This is a genomic window from Aureimonas sp. AU22, assembly GCF_001463745.1.
Classification (GTDB): domain Bacteria; phylum Pseudomonadota; class Alphaproteobacteria; order Rhizobiales; family Rhizobiaceae; genus Aureimonas.
The window spans coordinates 170,562-188,348 of sequence record NZ_BBWJ01000004.1 but is presented as its reverse complement, the minus strand read 5'-3'; the positions used below and the strand labels follow the sequence as shown (position 1 = coordinate 188,348).

13 protein-coding genes and 1 pseudogene are annotated in these 17,787 nt (G+C 66.4%); 7 read left to right on the top strand and 7 right to left on the bottom strand.

All coding sequences use genetic code 11. The features are described from left to right. The first annotated feature begins 93 nt into the window (after window positions 1-93). The 4 genes from AUL34_RS01345 to AUL34_RS01330 are packed head-to-tail and all read left to right on the top strand — an operon-like array spanning window position 94 to window position 5,283. Window positions 94-1,224, top strand: coding sequence for an ABC transporter substrate-binding protein (locus AUL34_RS01345; RefSeq protein ID WP_061929994.1), 1,131 nt, complete (start codon window positions 94-96; stop codon window positions 1,222-1,224). A gap of 10 nt (window positions 1,225-1,234) precedes the next feature. After that, complete coding sequence (locus AUL34_RS01340; RefSeq protein WP_061929991.1) at window positions 1,235-2,971, top strand: iron ABC transporter permease; 1,737 nt, start codon at window positions 1,235-1,237, stop codon at window positions 2,969-2,971. 30 nt (window positions 2,972-3,001) lie between these two features. Further along, on the top strand, window positions 3,002-4,087 hold the full coding sequence (locus tag AUL34_RS01335) for an ABC transporter ATP-binding protein (protein WP_061929989.1): 1,086 nt from the start codon (window positions 3,002-3,004) through the stop codon (window positions 4,085-4,087). Window positions 4,088-4,125: 38 nt separating this feature from the next. After that, the gene (locus AUL34_RS01330; RefSeq protein ID WP_061930603.1) at window positions 4,126-5,283 is read left to right on the top strand and encodes a mandelate racemase/muconate lactonizing enzyme family protein; all 1,158 of its coding nucleotides are present in this window, start codon (window positions 4,126-4,128) and stop codon (window positions 5,281-5,283) included. Window positions 5,284-5,707: 424 nt separating this feature from the next. Here the strand turns inward: AUL34_RS01330 and AUL34_RS01325 are convergent, their stop codons facing one another. Beyond that, a complete protein-coding gene (locus AUL34_RS01325) occupies window positions 5,708-6,544 on the bottom strand; it encodes an alpha/beta fold hydrolase (RefSeq protein ID WP_061930600.1) in 837 nt (278 codons plus the stop codon). A 364-nt stretch (window positions 6,545-6,908) separates the two neighbouring features. On the opposite strand from AUL34_RS01325, the gene AUL34_RS01320 reads away from it, so the two are divergent. Then, a complete protein-coding gene (locus AUL34_RS01320; protein ID WP_061929986.1) occupies window positions 6,909-8,531 on the top strand; it encodes an ABC-F family ATP-binding cassette domain-containing protein in 1,623 nt (540 codons plus the stop codon). 178 nt (window positions 8,532-8,709) lie between these two features. Continuing rightward, on the top strand, window positions 8,710-9,861 hold the full coding sequence (gene solA / locus AUL34_RS01315) for an N-methyl-L-tryptophan oxidase (RefSeq protein ID WP_061930598.1): 1,152 nt from the start codon (window positions 8,710-8,712) through the stop codon (window positions 9,859-9,861). A gap of 426 nt (window positions 9,862-10,287) precedes the next feature. Here the strand turns inward: solA and AUL34_RS01310 are convergent, their stop codons facing one another. From AUL34_RS01310 to AUL34_RS01290, 6 genes and pseudogenes are all read right to left on the bottom strand, one after another. Next, window positions 10,288-10,533 (bottom strand): hypothetical protein, encoded by a 246-nt coding sequence (locus AUL34_RS01310; RefSeq protein ID WP_061929983.1) that lies wholly within the window; start codon window positions 10,531-10,533, stop codon window positions 10,288-10,290. A 111-nt stretch (window positions 10,534-10,644) separates the two neighbouring features. Then, window positions 10,645-11,017, bottom strand: a pseudogene (locus tag AUL34_RS22780) (inorganic phosphate transporter); the annotation flags it as partial. 273 nt (window positions 11,018-11,290) lie between these two features. Continuing rightward, a complete protein-coding gene (locus AUL34_RS01305) occupies window positions 11,291-12,181 on the bottom strand; it encodes an NAD(P)H-hydrate dehydratase (protein ID WP_061929980.1) in 891 nt (296 codons plus the stop codon). Continuing rightward, window positions 12,178-12,942, bottom strand: coding sequence for a histidine phosphatase family protein (locus AUL34_RS01300; RefSeq protein ID WP_061929977.1), 765 nt, complete (start codon window positions 12,940-12,942; stop codon window positions 12,178-12,180). Before AUL34_RS01300 ends, AUL34_RS01305 begins: the two co-directional genes overlap by 4 nt. Continuing rightward, entirely contained in the window at window positions 12,939-13,133 is a 195-nt protein-coding gene (locus AUL34_RS01295; protein WP_061929974.1) for a hypothetical protein, read from the bottom strand. The genes AUL34_RS01300 and AUL34_RS01295 overlap by 4 nt, the downstream gene beginning before the upstream one ends. 118 nt (window positions 13,134-13,251) lie before the next feature. Then, window positions 13,252-16,398, bottom strand: coding sequence for a bifunctional diguanylate cyclase/phosphodiesterase (locus AUL34_RS01290; RefSeq protein ID WP_061929971.1), 3,147 nt, complete (start codon window positions 16,396-16,398; stop codon window positions 13,252-13,254). Window positions 16,399-16,814: 416 nt separating this feature from the next. Between AUL34_RS01290 and AUL34_RS01285 the strand changes: the two genes are divergently transcribed. After that, complete coding sequence (locus AUL34_RS01285; RefSeq protein ID WP_370539014.1) at window positions 16,815-17,750, top strand: D-ribose ABC transporter substrate-binding protein; 936 nt, start codon at window positions 16,815-16,817, stop codon at window positions 17,748-17,750. Window positions 17,751-17,787 lie beyond the last annotated feature (37 nt).

Below are 17,787 nucleotides of genomic sequence, written 5' to 3'. Positions count from 1 at the left end.
AGCCCGGTTGACGAGCAAATACATTTGCGCAAATGTACGAGGGTGAGCGAAGCGTCTCGGAACGTTCTGCCGCGAGGTCTGGGAGGGATCGTCATGAACAAGAACCGGCATCGGGTCTCGCGGACCCGCCGTGCATTACTCGGCACTTTGCTCGTCGGGGGGCTCGCGGTCATGCTGCCCGGCGCGCCGATGTCCGCACACGCGCAGGCAACGTCCGAAGGCGTGCCCGCCGACCTCGTTGCCGCGGCGAAGGCCGAGGGAACGTTAACTTACTACCACACGACCGCCATCGACCCGACGGCGGTGTGGACCGCCGAGTTCACCAAGAAATACGGCATCACCACGCAGAATGTGCGCGGGCCCAGCTATCCGTTGTTCGAACGTTGGCTGACCGAGGAGCGCGTCGGACAGCACATCGCCGACGTCGTGCAGATCACCGATACCGTTCTCATCGAATCGGCTGATGACGAGGGTCTCATCGCGGACTATGCCCCTCCGTCCGGCTCGGGGATCCGTCCGTCGATGAAGAAGGACGGGGTCTGGTACACCGTCTTCGTCAACGCCATGGGCATCGCCTGGAATTCGACCAAGGTCACGCCCGAAGAAGAGGCTTCGATCCGCGAGCAGGGCTGGAACGCCCTCACGGATCCGCGGTGGGCGGGCCGTATCGCGACCGGCACGCCAGCCTCGGGCGGCTCGAGCTATTCCTATGTCTACATGTTCCTCGGCGGCAAGCGCGATCAGTTCGGGCCGGCCTTCGAGGAGAAGATGGCGGCGCTCAAACCGCAGGTCTACGAGAGCAAGTCGCCGATGTACGACCGCATGGCGGCCGGCGAGCATGCGATCGTCGATCAGGCGTCGCAAAGCGATATGGGCGGGCTCTATCTGAAGGGTGCGCCGATCCGCTGGATCTTTCCCAGCCCGACGCCCGCCAATCTGACCGTCCAGGCAATTTCGGCGGGCGCGCCCCACCCCAACGCCGCCCGATTGTTCCAGGAATGGGCCGCAAGCGCCGAAGGGCAGGCCGCATGGTTCAAGGTGGCCGGGGTCGCATCCGCTCGCGACGATACGGTCGACCCGCGCAAGGCCGCCAAGGCCGACTGGTACAAGGAAGCCTGGTACGCCGATCCCACCGATCTCTACATCGACTACCTCAGCGATCCCGGCTACGTCGACCCGTCGAAACCCATCATCGCCGAGTGGAACCAGATCTTCGGACGGTGAGGGCGGTCCGATGACGATCTCCGTCGACGCCCCCGGCAGCGCAGCGAAGCCGATCGCCTACGAGGCGTTGAGAAGACAGCGCAAGGGCTACGTACTGCCGCTCGCGCTCGGGGCGATTTTGTTCGTCCTGGTGCTCGTCCCGATCGTCCTGATGTTCGTCGGATCGATCCGAACCGGGACATTCGTCGACCCTCGTGCGACCTTCTCGCTGCGCAGCCTCGCGACGGTCTACACGACGTGGCCCTTCATCCGGACACTCGGCATCACCGTCGGAGCCTCGCTCGTCGTCTCGTTCGTCGCCTGCTTCCTCGGCATCGCGCTCGCGTGGCTGCTCGCCCGCACGGATCTCCCGGCCAAGGGCATGATGGAGAACGCGGTCATCGCGCCCCTGTACCTGTCGCCCTTCGTCGGGGCGCTGGCGTGGCTGATCCTCGCCTCGCCCAATGCGGGTCTTCTCAACGTCCTTGCCCGGGACCTCTTCGGCGCGACGGGGCCGGTGATCAACGTCATGACATCCACGGGCGTGATCCTCGTCATGGCGCTCTACAACGTGCCCTACGCGTACATGACGGTGTCCTCGGCGCTGAAGGGCATGGACCCGTCCATGGAGGAGGCGTCCTATCTGAACGGGGCGGGCACGTTCGCGACGGCCGTGAAGGTCACGTTCCCCGTGGTGCGGCCGTCCATCGTTTCGGCTTTCTTCTTCGTCTTCGTCCTGACCTGCGGAACGTTCTCGATCCCTGCCGCGCTCGGCGGCACGCAGTCGATGCCCTTCCTTGCCGTCGATATCTACCGGGCCGTCGCCACCTTTCCGCTCGACTACGCCCGCGCCGCGGCCATCGGCACGCTCTTGTTCTGGATCTCCCTGATCGGTGTCGCCTTCTACCGTTTCGCGTCCCGCGTCGCGTCGCGGTTCGTCACCGTGACGGCCCGCGGCTATCGGATGCGCATGGTCAAGCTGCGAGGCTTGCGGTTCCCGGCGATCGCGCTGATCGGCGTCTATGTCGTGCTGGCGATCGTGCTGCCGTACCTCGCGCTCTTCTACGTCGCCTTCACCAGCTTCACATCGTCCACGATCCTCGATGCCACCTTCACGCTGGACAACATCCGCGCGGTCGCCGGATCGCTCGCCGTGCGCCAGTCGATCGTCAACACGCTCCTGATCGGAGCCATTGCGCCGACGCTGTGCGTCGCTCTCGGCGTGGCGATCGCATACGCCATTCGACGTCTTCGGGTTCGTGGCAGTGGATTCCTCGACTATGTCGCGATGTTCCCGATCGCGGTGCCCGGCATCGTCTTCGGCACGGGCATCTTCTGGACCTACCTGATGACCCCCGCCTACGGGACCATCTGGATCCTCGTGATCGCCTTCGTCGCCTCCTACATTCCCTTTGCCTATCGGATGATCGACACCTCGATCATCCAGATCGACAAGTCTCTCGAGGAAGCGTCGTCCGTCTGCGGCGCATCGCACTGGCGCACCGCCGGACAGATCACCTTCAAGCTCATTCGGCCGGGCATCCTGTCCGCCTGGATCCTCGTCTTCATCTTCTCGATCCGCGAGATCAGCGCCGCCATCCTCCTGGCCTCGCCGAGCAACAAGGTGCTGTCCGTGATGTCGTGGGACTATCTCGAATTCGGGAACGTCCAGAACGCGGCAATCATCGGCATTCTCCAGACGATCATCCTGATCCTCGGCATCCTCGTCGGCCGATACGTCCTGCGCGTGCGCCTTTCCCAGGCGTAAGCTGCATCCATCCCGCCATCGGAGTGCATCATGGCCAAGCTGAGCGTCGAGGATCTCGTCGTCGCCTATGGTTCCGTCGTCGCCGTCCGCAACGTGTCGTTCGAGGTCGAGGACGGCGAATTCGTCTCGCTGCTCGGTCCGAGCGGCTGCGGCAAGACCACGACGTTGCGCTGCATCGCCGGTCTCGAAGGCTCGTCGGGCGGAACGATCCGGATCGGCGGCGAGGTCGTGGCCGCCGACGGACGCGACGTGCCGCCGGAAAAGCGCGGCATCAACATGGTCTTCCAGTCCTACGCGGTCTGGCCTCACATGACGGTCTTCGAGAACGTCGCCTACGGTCTTCGGACGCGGCGCGAACCGGCCGCCGATATCAAACGCAAGGCTGACGAAGCGCTCGCGATCGTCGGGCTCGGCGGATATGCGGACCGATACGGCACGGAGCTCAGCGGCGGACAGCAGCAGCGCGTCGCGCTCGCCAGGGCGGTGGTCACCTCTCCGCGTCTCCTCCTGTTCGACGAACCTCTCTCCAATCTCGACGCGGGCCTGCGGGATCGGATGCGTTTCGAACTGGTGGATCTCCAGCGGCGGCTCGGCCAGACCTCGCTCTACGTCACGCACGACCAGTCCGAAGCCATGCTGATGAGCGACCGCATCATCCTCATGCGCAACGGCGAGATGGTCCAGGCAGGCAGTCCTCGCGACCTCTACGATCGTCCCATGAGCCGCTTCGCAGCAGAGTTCATCGGCAACGCCAACATTCTCGACACCGTCGTCGTCCGCGCCTCCGACGACGGCGGTGCGCTCGTGGCCCTGGCGGACGGTACGACGATCGAGGCGCGGTTCCCATGGCCCGATCGCCGGCGGACGTCGGGGCCCGTGTCGGCATGTATCCGGGCGGAAAACATCGAGCAGGTGTCGGCAGACGACGGCACCAACAACGTGTTCGACGCGGAGGTGATGTCGGTCGCCTTCCTAGGCTCGACCGTGACGTGCCAGCTGCGGGTGGGCGTCACGACCCTTCGCGCCGAACTGCCGGCCAGGCGGCCCCCGTCCGTCGGTGAGCGCATCCGCATCCGCATCGAGCCGGACGCCGTCGTCCTTGTCGCGGACCATTGAACGCGCCGCAGCCAAACGATCTCACAGGAATGGACACCATGCGCATCGAAAGCGTCGAAAGCATCTTCGTCGACAAGTACTTCTTCGTGGAGGTCCGGACCGAATGCGGCCTTGTCGGGCTCGGGGAAGGGGGCGCGTGGGGCTTCCACGAGGCGACCGCCGGCGCGGTCCTGAGGTTCAAGGACTATCTCATCGGGCAGGATCCGCTGCGGATCGAACATCACTGGCAATATATGTACCGCTGGGCTCATTTCCGCGGTTCGGCGGTCATGGCCGCGATCAGCGCCATCGACATCGCGCTGTGGGACATCATGGGCAAGCGTTACGATGCGCCCGTCCACCAGCTGCTCGGCGGCAAGGTCCGAGAAAAAGCGCGCGCCTACTACCACGTCTTCGGCGAGACTAAGGAAGAGCTGTGCGCCGGCATCGAGGACGCCAAGCGGCAGGGCTTCACGGCGGTCGGGCATCTCACGCCCTTCCTCGACGAGCGTCGTGAGGTCCCGTACTTCCAGACGCACGCCCAGAAGGTCGGCGACGCGGTGGAGACGGTGCGACAGTACCGCGACATCGCCGGGCGCGGGATGGATCTCTGCATCGAGATCCATAGGCAGATGACCCCGTACGAAGCGGTCCAGCTCGGCCGGGCGATCGAGCCCTTCTACCCGCTCTTCATCGAAGACCCGGTCACCCCCGACAATTTCGACGAGATGGCCTACGTCGCCGACAAAATCTCGATCCCCATCGCCACGGGAGAGCGGATGACGACGCTCTGGGAGTTCCAGATGCTGTTGGCTAGAAATGCTGTCCAGCTCTTCAGGCCGGACGTCTGCATCGTGGGCGGCATTTCCGGAGCCCGCAAGGTGGCCGCCCTTGCGGAGGCGTCGCATGCCGGCGTGGTTCCCCATAACCCCCTGAGCGCCGTCTCGACGGCGGCTTGCCTCCAGATCGCCGCGACGGCGCCGAACTTCGTGCTGCAGGAATTTCCGAACGACACGTGGGACGTCACGGACAAGAGACCGGATTCGGATGGCTTCCTGATCGGTGCGGCACGTCATGACGGAGAAGGCTTCCTGACCATCAGCGACGAACCGGGCATCGGCATCGCGCTGCGTCCCGACGCGGCACAGAAGTTCCCCTACCGGCCACGCACCATCCATACCCGCCTCCACAAGGACGGCTCGGTCGTCGACCAGTAGTCTCTCGAAGGCCTGCGGAGACCGTCCGCAGCCTTCCTCTCTCCGACGGAGCCGAAGGCGCGGCTCCTTACAGTTCCGTCTCGGCCTCGACCCGCACGGCTCCCCAAGACCAGCGACATCGTCGTCCTTGTGCTTGCGAGAGGAACGGCGATCGTGGCGGATTACCCGCCTTCCGTATCGGCCTGACGTGCGGCGTTCGAACGCTTGTACCGCCCCGGCCTGCCGACTTGTATCGGGCCCGAGGAGGTCCGATCCCGCTGCGGCGGGACCGTTGGAACGCACGAAGGGGATGCCCAGGAAGACGTTGGACAGTGCCCGCCGCCGGAATCATGGCGTCGGCGACGGGCGAGGCGGATGGGTCAGCGACGAGCCGGGAGCCGGCGACGCCTCCGGCGCCGAAGGCCGTCGCGGCCCGAAGGACGCGTCAGCCTTTCACGAAGGCGAGGATGTCGGCGTTGAGCGTCTCGGCGTTCACGGTCAGCATGCCGTGGCTGAAGCCGGGATAGGTCTTCAGCGTGCCGTTCTGAACGAGTTCGGCGCTGAGCCGACCCGCGTTGTCGATGGGCACGATCTGGTCGTCCTCGCCGTGAAGCACGAGGGTGGGCACCGAGATCGCCTTCAGGTCCTCCGTCTGGTCGGTCTCCGAGAACGCCTTGATGCCGTCGTGATGCGCCTTGGCGCTGCCCATCATGCCTTGACGCCACCAGTTGGTGATGACGCCCTGATGGACGGTCGCGCCGTCCCGGTTGAAGCCGTAGAACGGCCCTGTCGGCAGATCGAGGAAGAACTGCGCGCGGTTGGCCGCCAGAGCGCTGCGCAGACCATCGAACACCTCGATCGGAAGACCGCCGGGATAGGCCTCGGTCTTCAGCATGATCGGCGGCACGGCGCTGACGAGCACCGCCTTGGCCGTGCGCCCGCTCGGCTGGCCGTGCCGGGCGACATAGCGCGCGACTTCGCCGCCGCCCGTCGAATGGCCGATATGGATCGCATTGCGCAGGTCGAGCGCCTCCGCCACCGCGAAGGCGTCGGCGGCGTAGTGGTCCATGTCGTGACCCTCGCTCACCTGTGTCGAACGGCCATGACCGCGGCGGTCGTGGGCGACCACGCGGAAGCCGTGCTGCAGGAAGAACAGCATCTGCGCGTCCCAGTCGTCCGACGACAGCGGCCAGCCGTGGTGGAACATGATCGGCTGGGCGTCCTTCGGCCCCCAGTCCTTGTAGAAGATCTCGACGTCGTCTGAGGTCGTGACGAAGGGCATGGTCATGTCTCCAGAGATCAAGGGTTCGGTTGCGGATGCGGCGGCCTTGGTGAAGTCGGGCACCATCGTTGCCGCGACGAGGGCGGCGCTGCCGGTCAGGGGCTCGCGCCGCGTGATGATGCCGTTTCAACGCTCGCGTGTCATGCCGGCGTCCGACGCTTCTTCATGTGCGGGTCCTCCGCGCCGGTTGGCATCGGTCCCGTCGCCCTGCAGCGAACCGTGCGCAATCGAGGGGGGCGAAGACCAGGGGATGGCGAAACGGCGACGGCAAAACCGAAGGTCCGACACCGCAGCCCCTTGCGCGAGGAGAAGCGGGATGATTTGAGGCGGCCTCCTCCTCAAGCCCATCCCATCTGGAATTCCCATGATCCGCTTCGAGAGCATCGGCAAGCAGAACGGCAAGCAGATCGTCTTCATCGAGGCGTCGGCGGCGCTTCAGCGTGGCGAGAAGATCGGCCTTGTCGGTCCGAACGGTGCGGGCAAGACGACGCTGTTCCGGATGATCACCGGCGCCGAACTGCCGGACGAGGGGCAGGTCTCGGTCGATCGTGGCGTCAGGATCGGCTATTTCAGCCAGGATGTCGGCGACATGGCAGGCCGCAGCGCGGTGGTCGAGGTGATGGACGGCGTCGGGCCGGTCAGTGCGCTGGCGGCCGAGATGGCGGAACTGGAAGCGGCGATGGCCGATCCGGACCGGGCCGACGAGATGGACGAGATCATCGCCCGCTACGGCGAGGTTCAGGGTCGCTACGACGAGCTCGACGGCTATGCGCTGGACGGGCGAGCCCGCGAAGTCCTGGACGGCCTCGGCTTCAGCCAGTCGATGATGGACGGCGACGTGGCCAAGCTCTCGGGCGGCTGGAAGATGCGCGTGGCGCTAGCGAAGATCCTCCTGATGCGCCCCGACATCATGCTCCTCGACGAGCCGTCGAACCATCTCGACATCGAAAGCCTGATCTGGCTCGAAGGATTTCTCAAGGGCTTCGACGGCGCCGTCCTGATGACGTCGCACGATCGCGAGTTCATGAACCGCATCGTCGGCAAGATCATCGAGATCGATGGCGGCGCGCTCACGTCCTATTCCGGCGATTACGAGTTCTACCGGCAGCAGCGCGCCATCGCCGAGGTGCAGCAGCAGGCGCAGTTCGAGCGCCAGCAGGCGATGCTGGCCAAGGAAGTCGCCTTCATCGAGCGCTTCAAGGCGCGCGCCAGCCATGCCGCGCAGGTGCAGAGCCGCGTGAAGAAGCTCGACAAGATCGAGCGCGTCGAGCCGCCCAAGCGCCAGCAGACGGTGCGCTTCGAGTTCCAGCCGGCGCCGCGCTCGGGCGAGGACGTCGCCACGATCAAGGGCGTGCACAAGCGCTACGGGACCCGCACCATCTACGACGCGCTCGACTTCCAGGTGCGCCGGCGCGAACGCTGGTGCGTGATGGGCGTCAACGGCGCGGGCAAGTCGACCTTGCTCAAGCTGATCGCCGGCGCGTCCGAGCCCGATTCCGGGACGGTGACCCGGGGGCCGAGCGTCAAGATGGGCTACTTCGCCCAGCACGCGATGGAGTTGCTCGACGGCGAGCGCACGGTGCTGCAGTCGCTGGAAGACAGCTTTCCCCAGGCCGGCCAGGCACCCCTGCGCGCGCTCGCCGGCTGCTTCGGCTTCCACGGCGACGAGGTGGAGAAGAAGTGCCGCGTCCTGTCGGGCGGCGAGAAGGCACGCCTCGTCATGGCCCGGATGCTGTTCGATCCACCGAACTTCCTCGTGCTCGACGAGCCGACCAACCACCTCGACATCGCCACCAAACAGATGCTGGTCGAGGCGCTGTCGCGCTTCGAAGGCGCCATGCTGTTCGTCAGCCACGATCGCCATTTCCTGGCGGCGCTGTCCAATCGCGTGCTGGAGCTGACGCCGGAAGGCCCGCATCTCTACGGCGGCGGATACACCGAATATGTCGAGCGCACCGGCCAGGAAGCGCCGGGACTGCGGAACTAGGCGCTTCGCGCACCAAGCATGGCTCGGCCGGAGGACGTCCTCCGCCATGCCGCAGGTGACAGCCGAAAGGCTACGTAGGAACGGCGCCAAAGCAGGCTTCGGTTGCGGTTGGTCTGCTCGATTATGACGGAACGAGCCGGTCGGCTTCGCTGCCCGGAGAGAACGCGGGATGGAACGCATGGACGGGACGTTCGATGTCGCGGTCGTCGGGCTCGGAGCCATGGGAAGCGCCGTCGCCGATCAACTCGCGCGACGCGGTTGCAAGGTCCTCGGGCTCGATCGCTTCGTGCCGCCTCATTCGTTGGGGTCGAGCCACGGCGAGACGCGCATCACGCGTCGCGCGGTGGGAGAGGGCGAGGCCTATGTCCCGCTGGTGACGGCCTCCCACCGGATCTGGCGCGAGATCGAAGCGGAAACGGGCCGCCCGCTGTTCACCGAATGCGGCACGCTCGTCGTCGGGCCTGCGTCGATCGAGAGCGGCTTCGTTCAAAGGACCCTGGCCGTCGCCGAACAGTTCGGCATTCCGCACGAGCGCCTGGACGGGGCGGGGATCGCCTCGCGGTTCCCCTTCATGACGGGTCTCGACGGCGCGCTGGCCTGCTTCGAGCCGGGCGGCGGCTATGTCCGGCCGGAGCATTGCATCGACGCCCAACTGACGCGCGCTCGGGCCTCGGGCGCAACCCTCTGCACGGGAGAGGCCGTCGTCGGCATCCGCCAGGAGGCGGCCGGAGTGCTGGTCGAAACCGACAAGCAGACGTGGCGCGCCGATCGCATCGTGATGACCGCCGGGGCTTGGAACGCACGGATTCTGGGAGCGTCGTTCGATCGGCTGCTGATGGTCGACAGGCAGGTGCTGCACTGGTTCGCGCTGGAGGAGCGCGCACCGTTCACCGAGGCATCCCCCGTTTACATCCGGATGCATGGGCCCGAGGCGATCCAACACTTCTACGGCTTTCCACCGCTGCCGGGCGAACGGCGGGTGAAGGTCGCGACCGAGCAGTTCGCGACATCGACCGATCCCGACGCGGTGCGCCGCGACGTGGATCCCGCCGAGTCCGATGCGCTGTTCAAGGACCATCTGCGGGGACGCCTTGCAGGGGTGCGGAAGGACGCCGTCGAGACCGCCGTCTGCCTCTACACCGTGACGCCAGATGGCGGGTTCATCGTCGACCGCCAACCCGACATGGACCGCGTCACGGTCGTCTCCGCCTGCTCCGGTCACGGGTTCAAGCATTCGGCGGGTCTTGGCGAAGCGCTGGCAAGGAGGCTTTGCGGCGAGACGCAAGACATCGACCTCACGCCGTTCGCGCTGGCGCGGTTCCGCGCTTGACGGCGACAGGCGGCTTGGAGGGGCGAAGGCGCCGGAAAGCGACACGTCTGCCGAGCCTTGGACGCCATGCATGAGCCGCCGGCCTGACCCCGTCACTCGAAGATCATCGCCGACATCGGTCGGCAGGCATCAAGGGACCTTCACACGCTCGCGCAAGCCCCGTCGGACGATCGCGGGCCTGCCGGCGAGCGAGCCAACCGAGAACGGGTCGCCGCCGTGCTGACGCTGGCGGACCTCGCCAAGCCATTGAACTTGTCGGGGAACGGTCGACCCCATGGCGGTGCGGCCGGCGACTTCGCGGGCCTCACGGGCCTTCGGCAACGGGTAAAGGCCTGCGCTTGGGCATGTCGACATCCGGCGAAGCGGGATGACGACGGAGCCGGTGGGCCTTTCCTTCGATGATCCCCTCGGAGCCGAACGCCGCCGCTAGCCGGGATCGAACTCGGCAGGCAGTTCACCGTGCCGTGCCAGGACTACGGGATCCTCGACGACTTCTCCGGTGTCGGTGTCGATCGTCTGCTTGAGAGCCACGACCCCGGCGGTGCGCGTGGCATCCCGGTCGGCGCGACCCTGAGCTTCCGCCGCGGTCTTGAACTCCATCAGTCGCCCGGCGACCAGGCGCTTGCCCATCCGCTCGAACTGCTGGACCACGAACAGCGTCTTCTCGGGCATCTCGTTCTCCTGCCGTGGCGTTCGGTCGCCGCCACCTCTACCAGTTCGGGACCTGGTTTGCGCCCCTTCGGTTGTCCGGTCGCGCCAGAACGGCTGGCGTTCACACATGGATGCGATGATGCCGAAGGCGACGGCGCCGCTCGACTGGAGCGCGCCGAGGAAGTTGAAGAAGCCCGACCACAGGACCGCCAACTCGGCAGGCATGGAACGGGTGCGGATGACGGCCGCTACCGCGTTGCCACGTATCGTGGAACCCGTTGACGAACTCGGAGTCGAGGGCGATCACCAGCGTGCTCCCGAGCAGCACCCAGGGCACGGCACGCGCTCCCTTAAGATCCTAGCCGAGCGAATGGATGATGTAGATCAGACCGGCAGCGAGAACGAGACCGAAGACGGGGAGGAGCCATCGCCCCGTCGTGCTGGGACGTCCGAGCGGATGATCGGGGTGTCGCGGCTGAACATCGGCGGAGGTGATGTCGGCCATGGTCAAGTCCCCGAATGGCTACGGGATCATGGGAACGTCATCCTTGATCCATATTGGCTTCACGACATGCCGGAGCCGACGTCGGGCGCTGTTCGTATCGCCCGTGCGACGACTGCTGCGAGGCCAGTGGCGGTCCTCTTCGCTCCGGTCCGCAACGGCGATGTCGCCGCGCAGGCCGGCATGCGCCACCACTGCGCATCGGTTTCGGAGGGCATGTCACCGGCGCTGCGACACGGTCCGTCCCGGCTGCCGAACGGCGTTGCCGCCGCTACGTCATAGAAGGGTCGGCAGGACGTCGGTGAGTTCGCGGGCGAGGAAGCCCAAGCGCCCTCGCGTGCGAGCGAGCTGGCGTCCGGCTTCGGCGTGGAGGTGCGTGCCCCACCGCGCCGCCATGAGCGGAGGCGCGCCGCGGGCCAGAAGGCCTCCGATGACGCCTGCCAGGACATCGCCGGAGCCCGACGTCGCCAATCCGACGCCGCCGCCTTCGCATTGCGAGGCCGTTCCGTCGGCCAGGCAGATATGCGTGTCGCCCCCCTTCATCACCACGACGGCGTCGCATGTCGAGGCCGCTCGATGGCCCGCCGCTCGCGGATCGGCGGTGACCTCATCCTTCGAGATGCCGAGAAACGTCGCCATTTCGCCGGCATGCGGGGTGATCACGAGCCGTCCGCGCAGCGCCTGCAAGGCCTCCCGCTGGTTCCGCAACCCGGTGAGCGCTCCGGCATCGACGAGGAAACGGGCGTCCGGGGCCGCGTCGAACAGGGCGCAGGCGAGCTTGGCGGCCCCGTCTTCGTCGAGGAAACCGGGACCCACCACGATCGCATGAGCGGATGCGGCAAGCGACGTCAGTTGCGCGGCGTCGCCGGGGTCGATCTCGCCGTCCGCTGTTTCGGCCAGCCCGACGACGAGCGCCTCGGGCATGGCTGTGGCAACATGGGGCGCCGTGGAGCGCGCCGTTGCGATCTGCAGCTTTCCCGCGCCGACCCGCAGCGCCGCCGTGCCCGCCAGGAGCGCCGTGCCGGGCGTGCGCGCATTGCCGGCAACGATCAGGATCGTGCCGCGCTCGCCCTTGTCGGTCGCCTCGCCGGGATCGGGAAGCGGATGGCCGCGCAGGAACGAGGCGGTCACCGCGATGGGCGGCTCGAAAGGAACTTCGATCGTCATCGCGAGGCCACGTTCGCGTCGGGCGACCTCGTCACCGCGGCGCCTTCCTCCACGAGCGGCGCGACGAAGTTGTATCGCGCGAGGACGGGGGAGGTCCCGGCTGGCGCGCCGGCATCCATCGTGTATTCGGTGAGCGAGCAGTTGGCCACGTCACTCTCCCTGTCGATCGCGAGGATCATCGCCTCGTCCATCTCCTCGATGATGTAGCGCAGGCACAGGACCGCCACCTGATGGCACACGATCATGACCCGCTGCCCGCGATGGTGGAGCGCGATCGTGTCGAGGGCGCTGCGCAGCCGCAGGATGACGTCGCTCCAGCTCTCGCCCCCGGGCGGCCGGTGATAGAACTTGCCCAACAGCCGCCGGAACTCGGCCTGATCTGGAAAGCTTTCGGCAATGCCTTCGGTCGTCAGGCGATCGAGGATGCCGAACTCCTTTTCGCGCAAGCGCTCGTCGAGGACGATCTTGCGGACATCGAGCCCCGCCGCGTTGCGGATGATCTCGGCCGTCTGGCTCGCACGCACATAGGGCGAAGCCAGGATCACCTGGGGCTGCTCGTCCTCGGGCAGTCGACCGAGCCACTGGCCGACGCTCCAGGCCTGTCGCTCGCCGAGCGGGCTCAGGGGCACGTCCATGTCGCGGTCCGCGATGTCGATCCGCTTCCGGTTTTCCGCCATCGCCGCGTCGCGCGCCACGTTGCCGAGGCTCTGACCATGACGGACGATAAGGAGCCGAGAGGGCCAGGTCGGCTCGCCCGTCATCCTTCGCTCCGCACGTCGCCGGTCACATTCGGATTTCCGTCGTTCTTGAGATCGGTTCTGCCCCGCGTCTCCTCGGGCACGCGCGCTCCGCCATGGGGCGGAACCTCGCCTCCGAGGCCGCCGTCCTTCAGCAGGGTGGGCGGCTTCGTGGTGGCCGTTTCCGGGTCGCGCTGATCGTTCGTCTTCGACATCGCCGCAGTCCTTCTCGTCGTAGACGAAGACGCCGGGCTCGTACCGATGTTCCCGCCAACTTCGTTGCGCGGCTTCGTTTGCGGGACGGGCCGTTCGGGCCGCGCCGAGGCCCGGTGCCTATCGCGAGCCCGGGCGACCGAGACCCACGACCAGGCTGCCGATCGCGTTCGCATCGCGCGGCTCCGCCGAAAGATACGCTTCGAGCCGCGCGTTCCGGTCGAGCCTCAAGGTCAGGATGTCGGCGACGGCATGGCGCGCGGGGGCATCGTCGCCTGAGATTCCGAGGCTCTCCTCCAGCATCTGGATATCGGCGACGCTGGCATGCCCCTGTCGTTCGAGATCGGACCGCGTCTTCGGGTCGATCAGGATGTGATCCACGGGCCAGCCATGCCGGCCCCCCGTCATGTCTTCGCCAACGACGCGGCCTTCCACCACGACCTTGACACCCAGCATGCAAAGACCGGCGAGGTCGTCGCGTATGCGCTCGGCATCCACCGGCACGAGACCCTCCAGGACGCGCAGTTCCAGGCGCTCGGGCTGCAGTCCGGTCTCGCGCAGGGCGAGCTTGACGGCGCCGGGAACATCGCCGCTGAGGAACTGCACGGGCGAGATGGCGACCGAGACCACCAGCATCGGCCAACCGGCTCCGGCCCGGCAGGCCGCCCGCAGGGCCCAGTCGCCGAGGGGCACGATCAGGCCGCTTTCCTCGGCGAGCGACAGGAAGGCGTCCGCCGTGAGGCGACCGCGTTCGGGATGGTTCCACTCGATCTGCGTCTCGACCGCCTCGAGGACCCTGTGTTCGGCCGTGAATCTCGGCCGGTAGATCAGTTCGAACTGATCGGCTTTGATGCCGAACTGCATCTCGTGCGCCAGATGGCGTCCCGCTTCCGATTGCGCTTCCGTCCCATCGGAGAAGAAACTGTAGATGCCGCGTTGTCCGCCCTTGGACCGGTAGAGCGCCACGTCGGCATGGCGCAGAAGCTCGCTCTCGCTGCGGGAATCGCCCGGAGATTGGGCGATGCCGATCGACAGGCCCACCGTCAGGCTGTTCTTCTCGTAGCGGATCGGATCCTTCACGACCGAGATCAGGTAATCCGCCAACGCCGCGGCGCCCTCGCGCGTGAGATCGGGCGCGGCCACGACGAACTCGTCGCCGCCGACCCGCGCGACGATCTGGTCGTCCTCGACCGCGAGGCGCAGCCGCGCGGCCAGCTCGCGCAGGACATGGTCACCGACATGGTGCCCGAACGTGTCGTTGATCGGTTTGAAGTGGTCGAGATCGAGATAGAGAACCGAGAGTTTCGCGTCGGGGGCTTCCAGAGCGTCGCGCATGAAGTTCGCCAGGCCGGTCCGGTTGGGCAGTCCGGTCAGCCCGTCGTGAAGGACCTCGCGCCGCGCTCTGGTGAGGTCCGCCGCCAGCGCGACGTCGGCCGTGATGTCCGTTGCGATCTTGACGACCTTGAACGGCTGTCCGTTGAGATCCAGGATCGGGTTGTAGGATGCCTGGATCCAGACCTCGCGCCCGTCCTTGCCGACCCTTCGGAACTTGGCGGACAGGAACTGGCCGTCGCGCAGTTGCTGCCAGAACTGACGATACTGGTCGCTCTGCGCGAAACTCGGCTCGAGCAGCATGCGATGGTGACGGCCGACCAACTCGCAGGCCTCGTAGCCCATCGCGTCGAGGAAGTTCCGGTTGGCCTCGAGGATGATGCCGTCCATGTCGAAGGCGACGACGCACTGCGACTTCCGGATGGCCCGGATCTGACCTTCGTAGTCGCCCTGCCGCAGCTTCTCGGCCGTCACGTCCACCGCATTGTTGACGACCTTGAAGGGGCGCCCGTTCATGTCGAAGATCGGATTGTAGGACGCCTGCAGCCAGACTTCGCGTCCGTCCCGGCAGATGCGCTTGAACTCGCCGCCGCGCAGCTCGCCCCCGGCCAGCTCCTGCCAGAAGGTGCGATAACCCTGGCTCTCGCGCTCTTCCGCGGAGACGAACATGCGGTGATGCTGGCCGCGCACCTCGGACAGGCGGTATCCGGTGATCTCCAGGAAGTTGTCGTTGGCGTCGAGGATCGTGCCGTCGAGCGCGAAGGAGACGACCGCCTGCGACTTGTGGATGGCCGCGATCTGCCCCTGGTGATCGGCCTGCCGAAGCTTCTCCCGGGTGATCGCGGTTGCGTATTTGACGACCTTGAAGGGTTTTCCTTCGTGATCGAACACCGGATTGTAGGTTGCCTGGAGCCACAGCTCGCTTCCGCTCTTCCCCCGGCGCTTGAACTCGCCGCTGCGGTGACGTCCCTCGGCAAGGTCGCTCCAGAAGATCTCGTATTCCAGCGAGTGCGCGTGGGATGGATCGACGAACATGCGGTGATGGCGCCCGGCGATCTCTTCCAGCCGGTAGCCGACAGCGCCGAGGAAGTTGGCGTTGGCATCCAGGATCGTGCCGTCGAGCGCGAACGAGACGACGCATTGCGACTTGTGGATCGCCTCGATCTGCCCTTCGTGATCGGCTTGCCGCAACTTTTCGGCCGTGACGTCCACCGCGTATTCGACGATCTTGAAGGGGCGACCGTTGGTGTCGAGGATGGCGTTGTAGGTGGCGCGGAGCCAGACGACGCGGCCGTTCCGGCCGTGGCGTCGATATTCGCCGGACCGATGCGCACCCTTCGCCAGGTCGGCCCAGAAGGTCTGGTATTCCGGGGCCGCCGCTTCCGCGGCATCCACGAAGATCCGGTGGTGTCGGCCGGCGATCTCCGCACGGGTGTAGCCCATCGCCTCCAGAAAGAGCGTGTTGGCGTCTAGGATCGTGCCGTCCAGAGCGAAATGGACCACGGGATGGGACGTGTTGAGCGCGGCGATCTGCCCGCCTTCATCGGCGGTCCGGATCCGGCGCTCGGTCACGTCGCACATCAGGACGACGATCTCGCTGACGCGACCGCTGGCGTCGCGAAGCGGAGCATAGCTCGCCTCGACCCAGATCACCGTGCCGTCACGTCTCAGCCGGCGGACCTCGCCCCGGAAGGGCGTCCCGTCCTGGAGGGCAAGGCGAACGCCTTCTTCCTCGGTGGCGTCGAGGTCGTCGGGCAGCAGAATGGCTCGGTTGCGCCCGGCGAGGTCCCAGGCGCGGTAGTCGAACATCTCGAGGAACCGGGCGTTGGTGCGCAGGATGGTTCCGTCGGGCGATACGGCGATGCGGGCCAGGAACAGATCCAGCGCCTCCAGGTCCCCGATCGTAGCCGATCCATCCGTCACCTGCTGAAGCATGGTCGCACCTCCTGTCGCGCCGGTCCACAATCGCTGGCGGCTTCGGCCGGCGTCGGAGCAGGAGAGGTGCTTCATCGCATGACGGGACGCGCCACCCTGTATGGGGGCGAACCTTAACGCTACGTCATTTAACATTCCGTCATGCTTGATGGCCACGACTTGAAGAGGTCCGGCGGGTCGAAAACGCGCAAACGCCGGACCGTCGTCTCGACAGGCCCGATGCCGGAGTGGAGCGATCCGATGCCGGCGCCCGGCCTTCCCGATGCGGAATGCAGCGCTAACGAAAGTTCGCACGTCATTATACCAGTTGACGACCCGCGCTTTGGTATGGATAGTCCGCCAACCCTTTTGGAGGAGGGAGCGGAGATGGAGCGCGGATCGCTGGGATCCTGCCTCTTCGCATGAGGAGGATCGCCATGCTCAAGAGGTTCGTTCTGTCAGCGCTTTCGGCCGCGGCCTTCGCGCTGACGCCCCTGCCGGCGTCGGCCGCCGATCTCATGGCCATCATCACGCCGAGCCATGACAACCCGTTCTTCAAGGCGGAGGCGGAGGGTGCTGCGGCCAAGGCCAAGGAACTCGGCTTCGAGCCGCTGGTCCTCGTTCACGACGACGACGCCAACAAGCAGAACCAGCTGATCGACACGGCGATCGCGCGCGGCGCGAAGGCCATCGTGCTCGACAACGCGGGTGCCGCCGCCACGACGGCCGCGGTGCAGAAGGCGAAGGACGCCGGCATCCCCTCCTTCCTGATCGACCGCGAGATCAACGAAACCGGCATCGCCGTTTCGCAGATCGTCTCCAACAACTACCAGGGCGCACAGCTCGGCGCGGAGGAGTTCGTCAAGCTGATGGGCGAGGAGGGCCCCTACGCCGAGCTTCTCGGTCGCGAGGCGGACACCAACGCCGGCATCCGCTCGGGCGGCTACCACGAGGTGATCGACCAGTATCCCGACATGAAGATGGTGGCGCAGCAGTCGGCCAACTGGAGCCAGACCGAAGCCTTCGAGAAGATGCAGACGATCCTCCAGGCCAATCCGGAGATCAAGGGCGTCATCTCCGGCAACGACACGATGGCCATGGGCGCCTGGGCGGCGCTGGAACAGGCCGGCCGCACCGACGTGATCGTGGTGGGCTTCGACGGCTCGAACGACGTGCGCGACTCGATCAAGGCGGGCGGCATCAAGGCGACCGTGCTGCAGCCGGCCTATCGCCAGGCTCAGCTCGCGGTGGAGCAGGCCAAGCAGTATCTCGACACCGGCAAGACCGGCGTCGAGGAGAAGCAGCTGATGGACTGCGTCCTGATCAACGCGGACAACGCCGCCAAGCTCGAAACCTTCGCCATGAAGGACTGAACGGAAACCGGGCGACGGCGATGGCCGTCGCCCGTCG

Excerpts from the sequence above, each read along its gene's own strand:
- AUL34_RS01325 (WP_061930600.1), bottom strand. The coding sequence starts at position 6,544 with ATGCCCTTCGTCACGACCTCAGACGACGTCGAGATCTTCTACAAGGAC.
- AUL34_RS01305 (WP_061929980.1), bottom strand. The coding sequence starts at position 12,181 with ATGACGATCGAAGTTCCTTTCGAGCCGCCCATCGCGGTGACCGCCTCG.
- AUL34_RS01340 (WP_061929991.1), top strand. The coding sequence starts at position 1,235 with ATGACGATCTCCGTCGACGCCCCCGGCAGCGCAGCGAAGCCGATCGCC.
- AUL34_RS01300 (WP_061929977.1), bottom strand. The coding sequence starts at position 12,942 with ATGACGGGCGAGCCGACCTGGCCCTCTCGGCTCCTTATCGTCCGTCAT.
- AUL34_RS01320 (WP_061929986.1), top strand. The coding sequence starts at position 6,909 with ATGATCCGCTTCGAGAGCATCGGCAAGCAGAACGGCAAGCAGATCGTC.
- AUL34_RS01345 (WP_061929994.1), top strand. The coding sequence starts at position 94 with ATGAACAAGAACCGGCATCGGGTCTCGCGGACCCGCCGTGCATTACTC.
- AUL34_RS01290 (WP_061929971.1), bottom strand. The coding sequence starts at position 16,398 with ATGCTTCAGCAGGTGACGGATGGATCGGCTACGATCGGGGACCTGGAG.
- AUL34_RS01295 (WP_061929974.1), bottom strand. The coding sequence starts at position 13,133 with ATGTCGAAGACGAACGATCAGCGCGACCCGGAAACGGCCACCACGAAG.
- solA (WP_061930598.1), top strand. The coding sequence starts at position 8,710 with ATGGACGGGACGTTCGATGTCGCGGTCGTCGGGCTCGGAGCCATGGGA.
- AUL34_RS01330 (WP_061930603.1), top strand. The coding sequence starts at position 4,126 with ATGCGCATCGAAAGCGTCGAAAGCATCTTCGTCGACAAGTACTTCTTC.
- AUL34_RS01310 (WP_061929983.1), bottom strand. The coding sequence starts at position 10,533 with ATGCCCGAGAAGACGCTGTTCGTGGTCCAGCAGTTCGAGCGGATGGGC.
- AUL34_RS01335 (WP_061929989.1), top strand. The coding sequence starts at position 3,002 with ATGGCCAAGCTGAGCGTCGAGGATCTCGTCGTCGCCTATGGTTCCGTC.
- AUL34_RS01285 (WP_370539014.1), top strand. The coding sequence starts at position 16,815 with ATGCTCAAGAGGTTCGTTCTGTCAGCGCTTTCGGCCGCGGCCTTCGCG.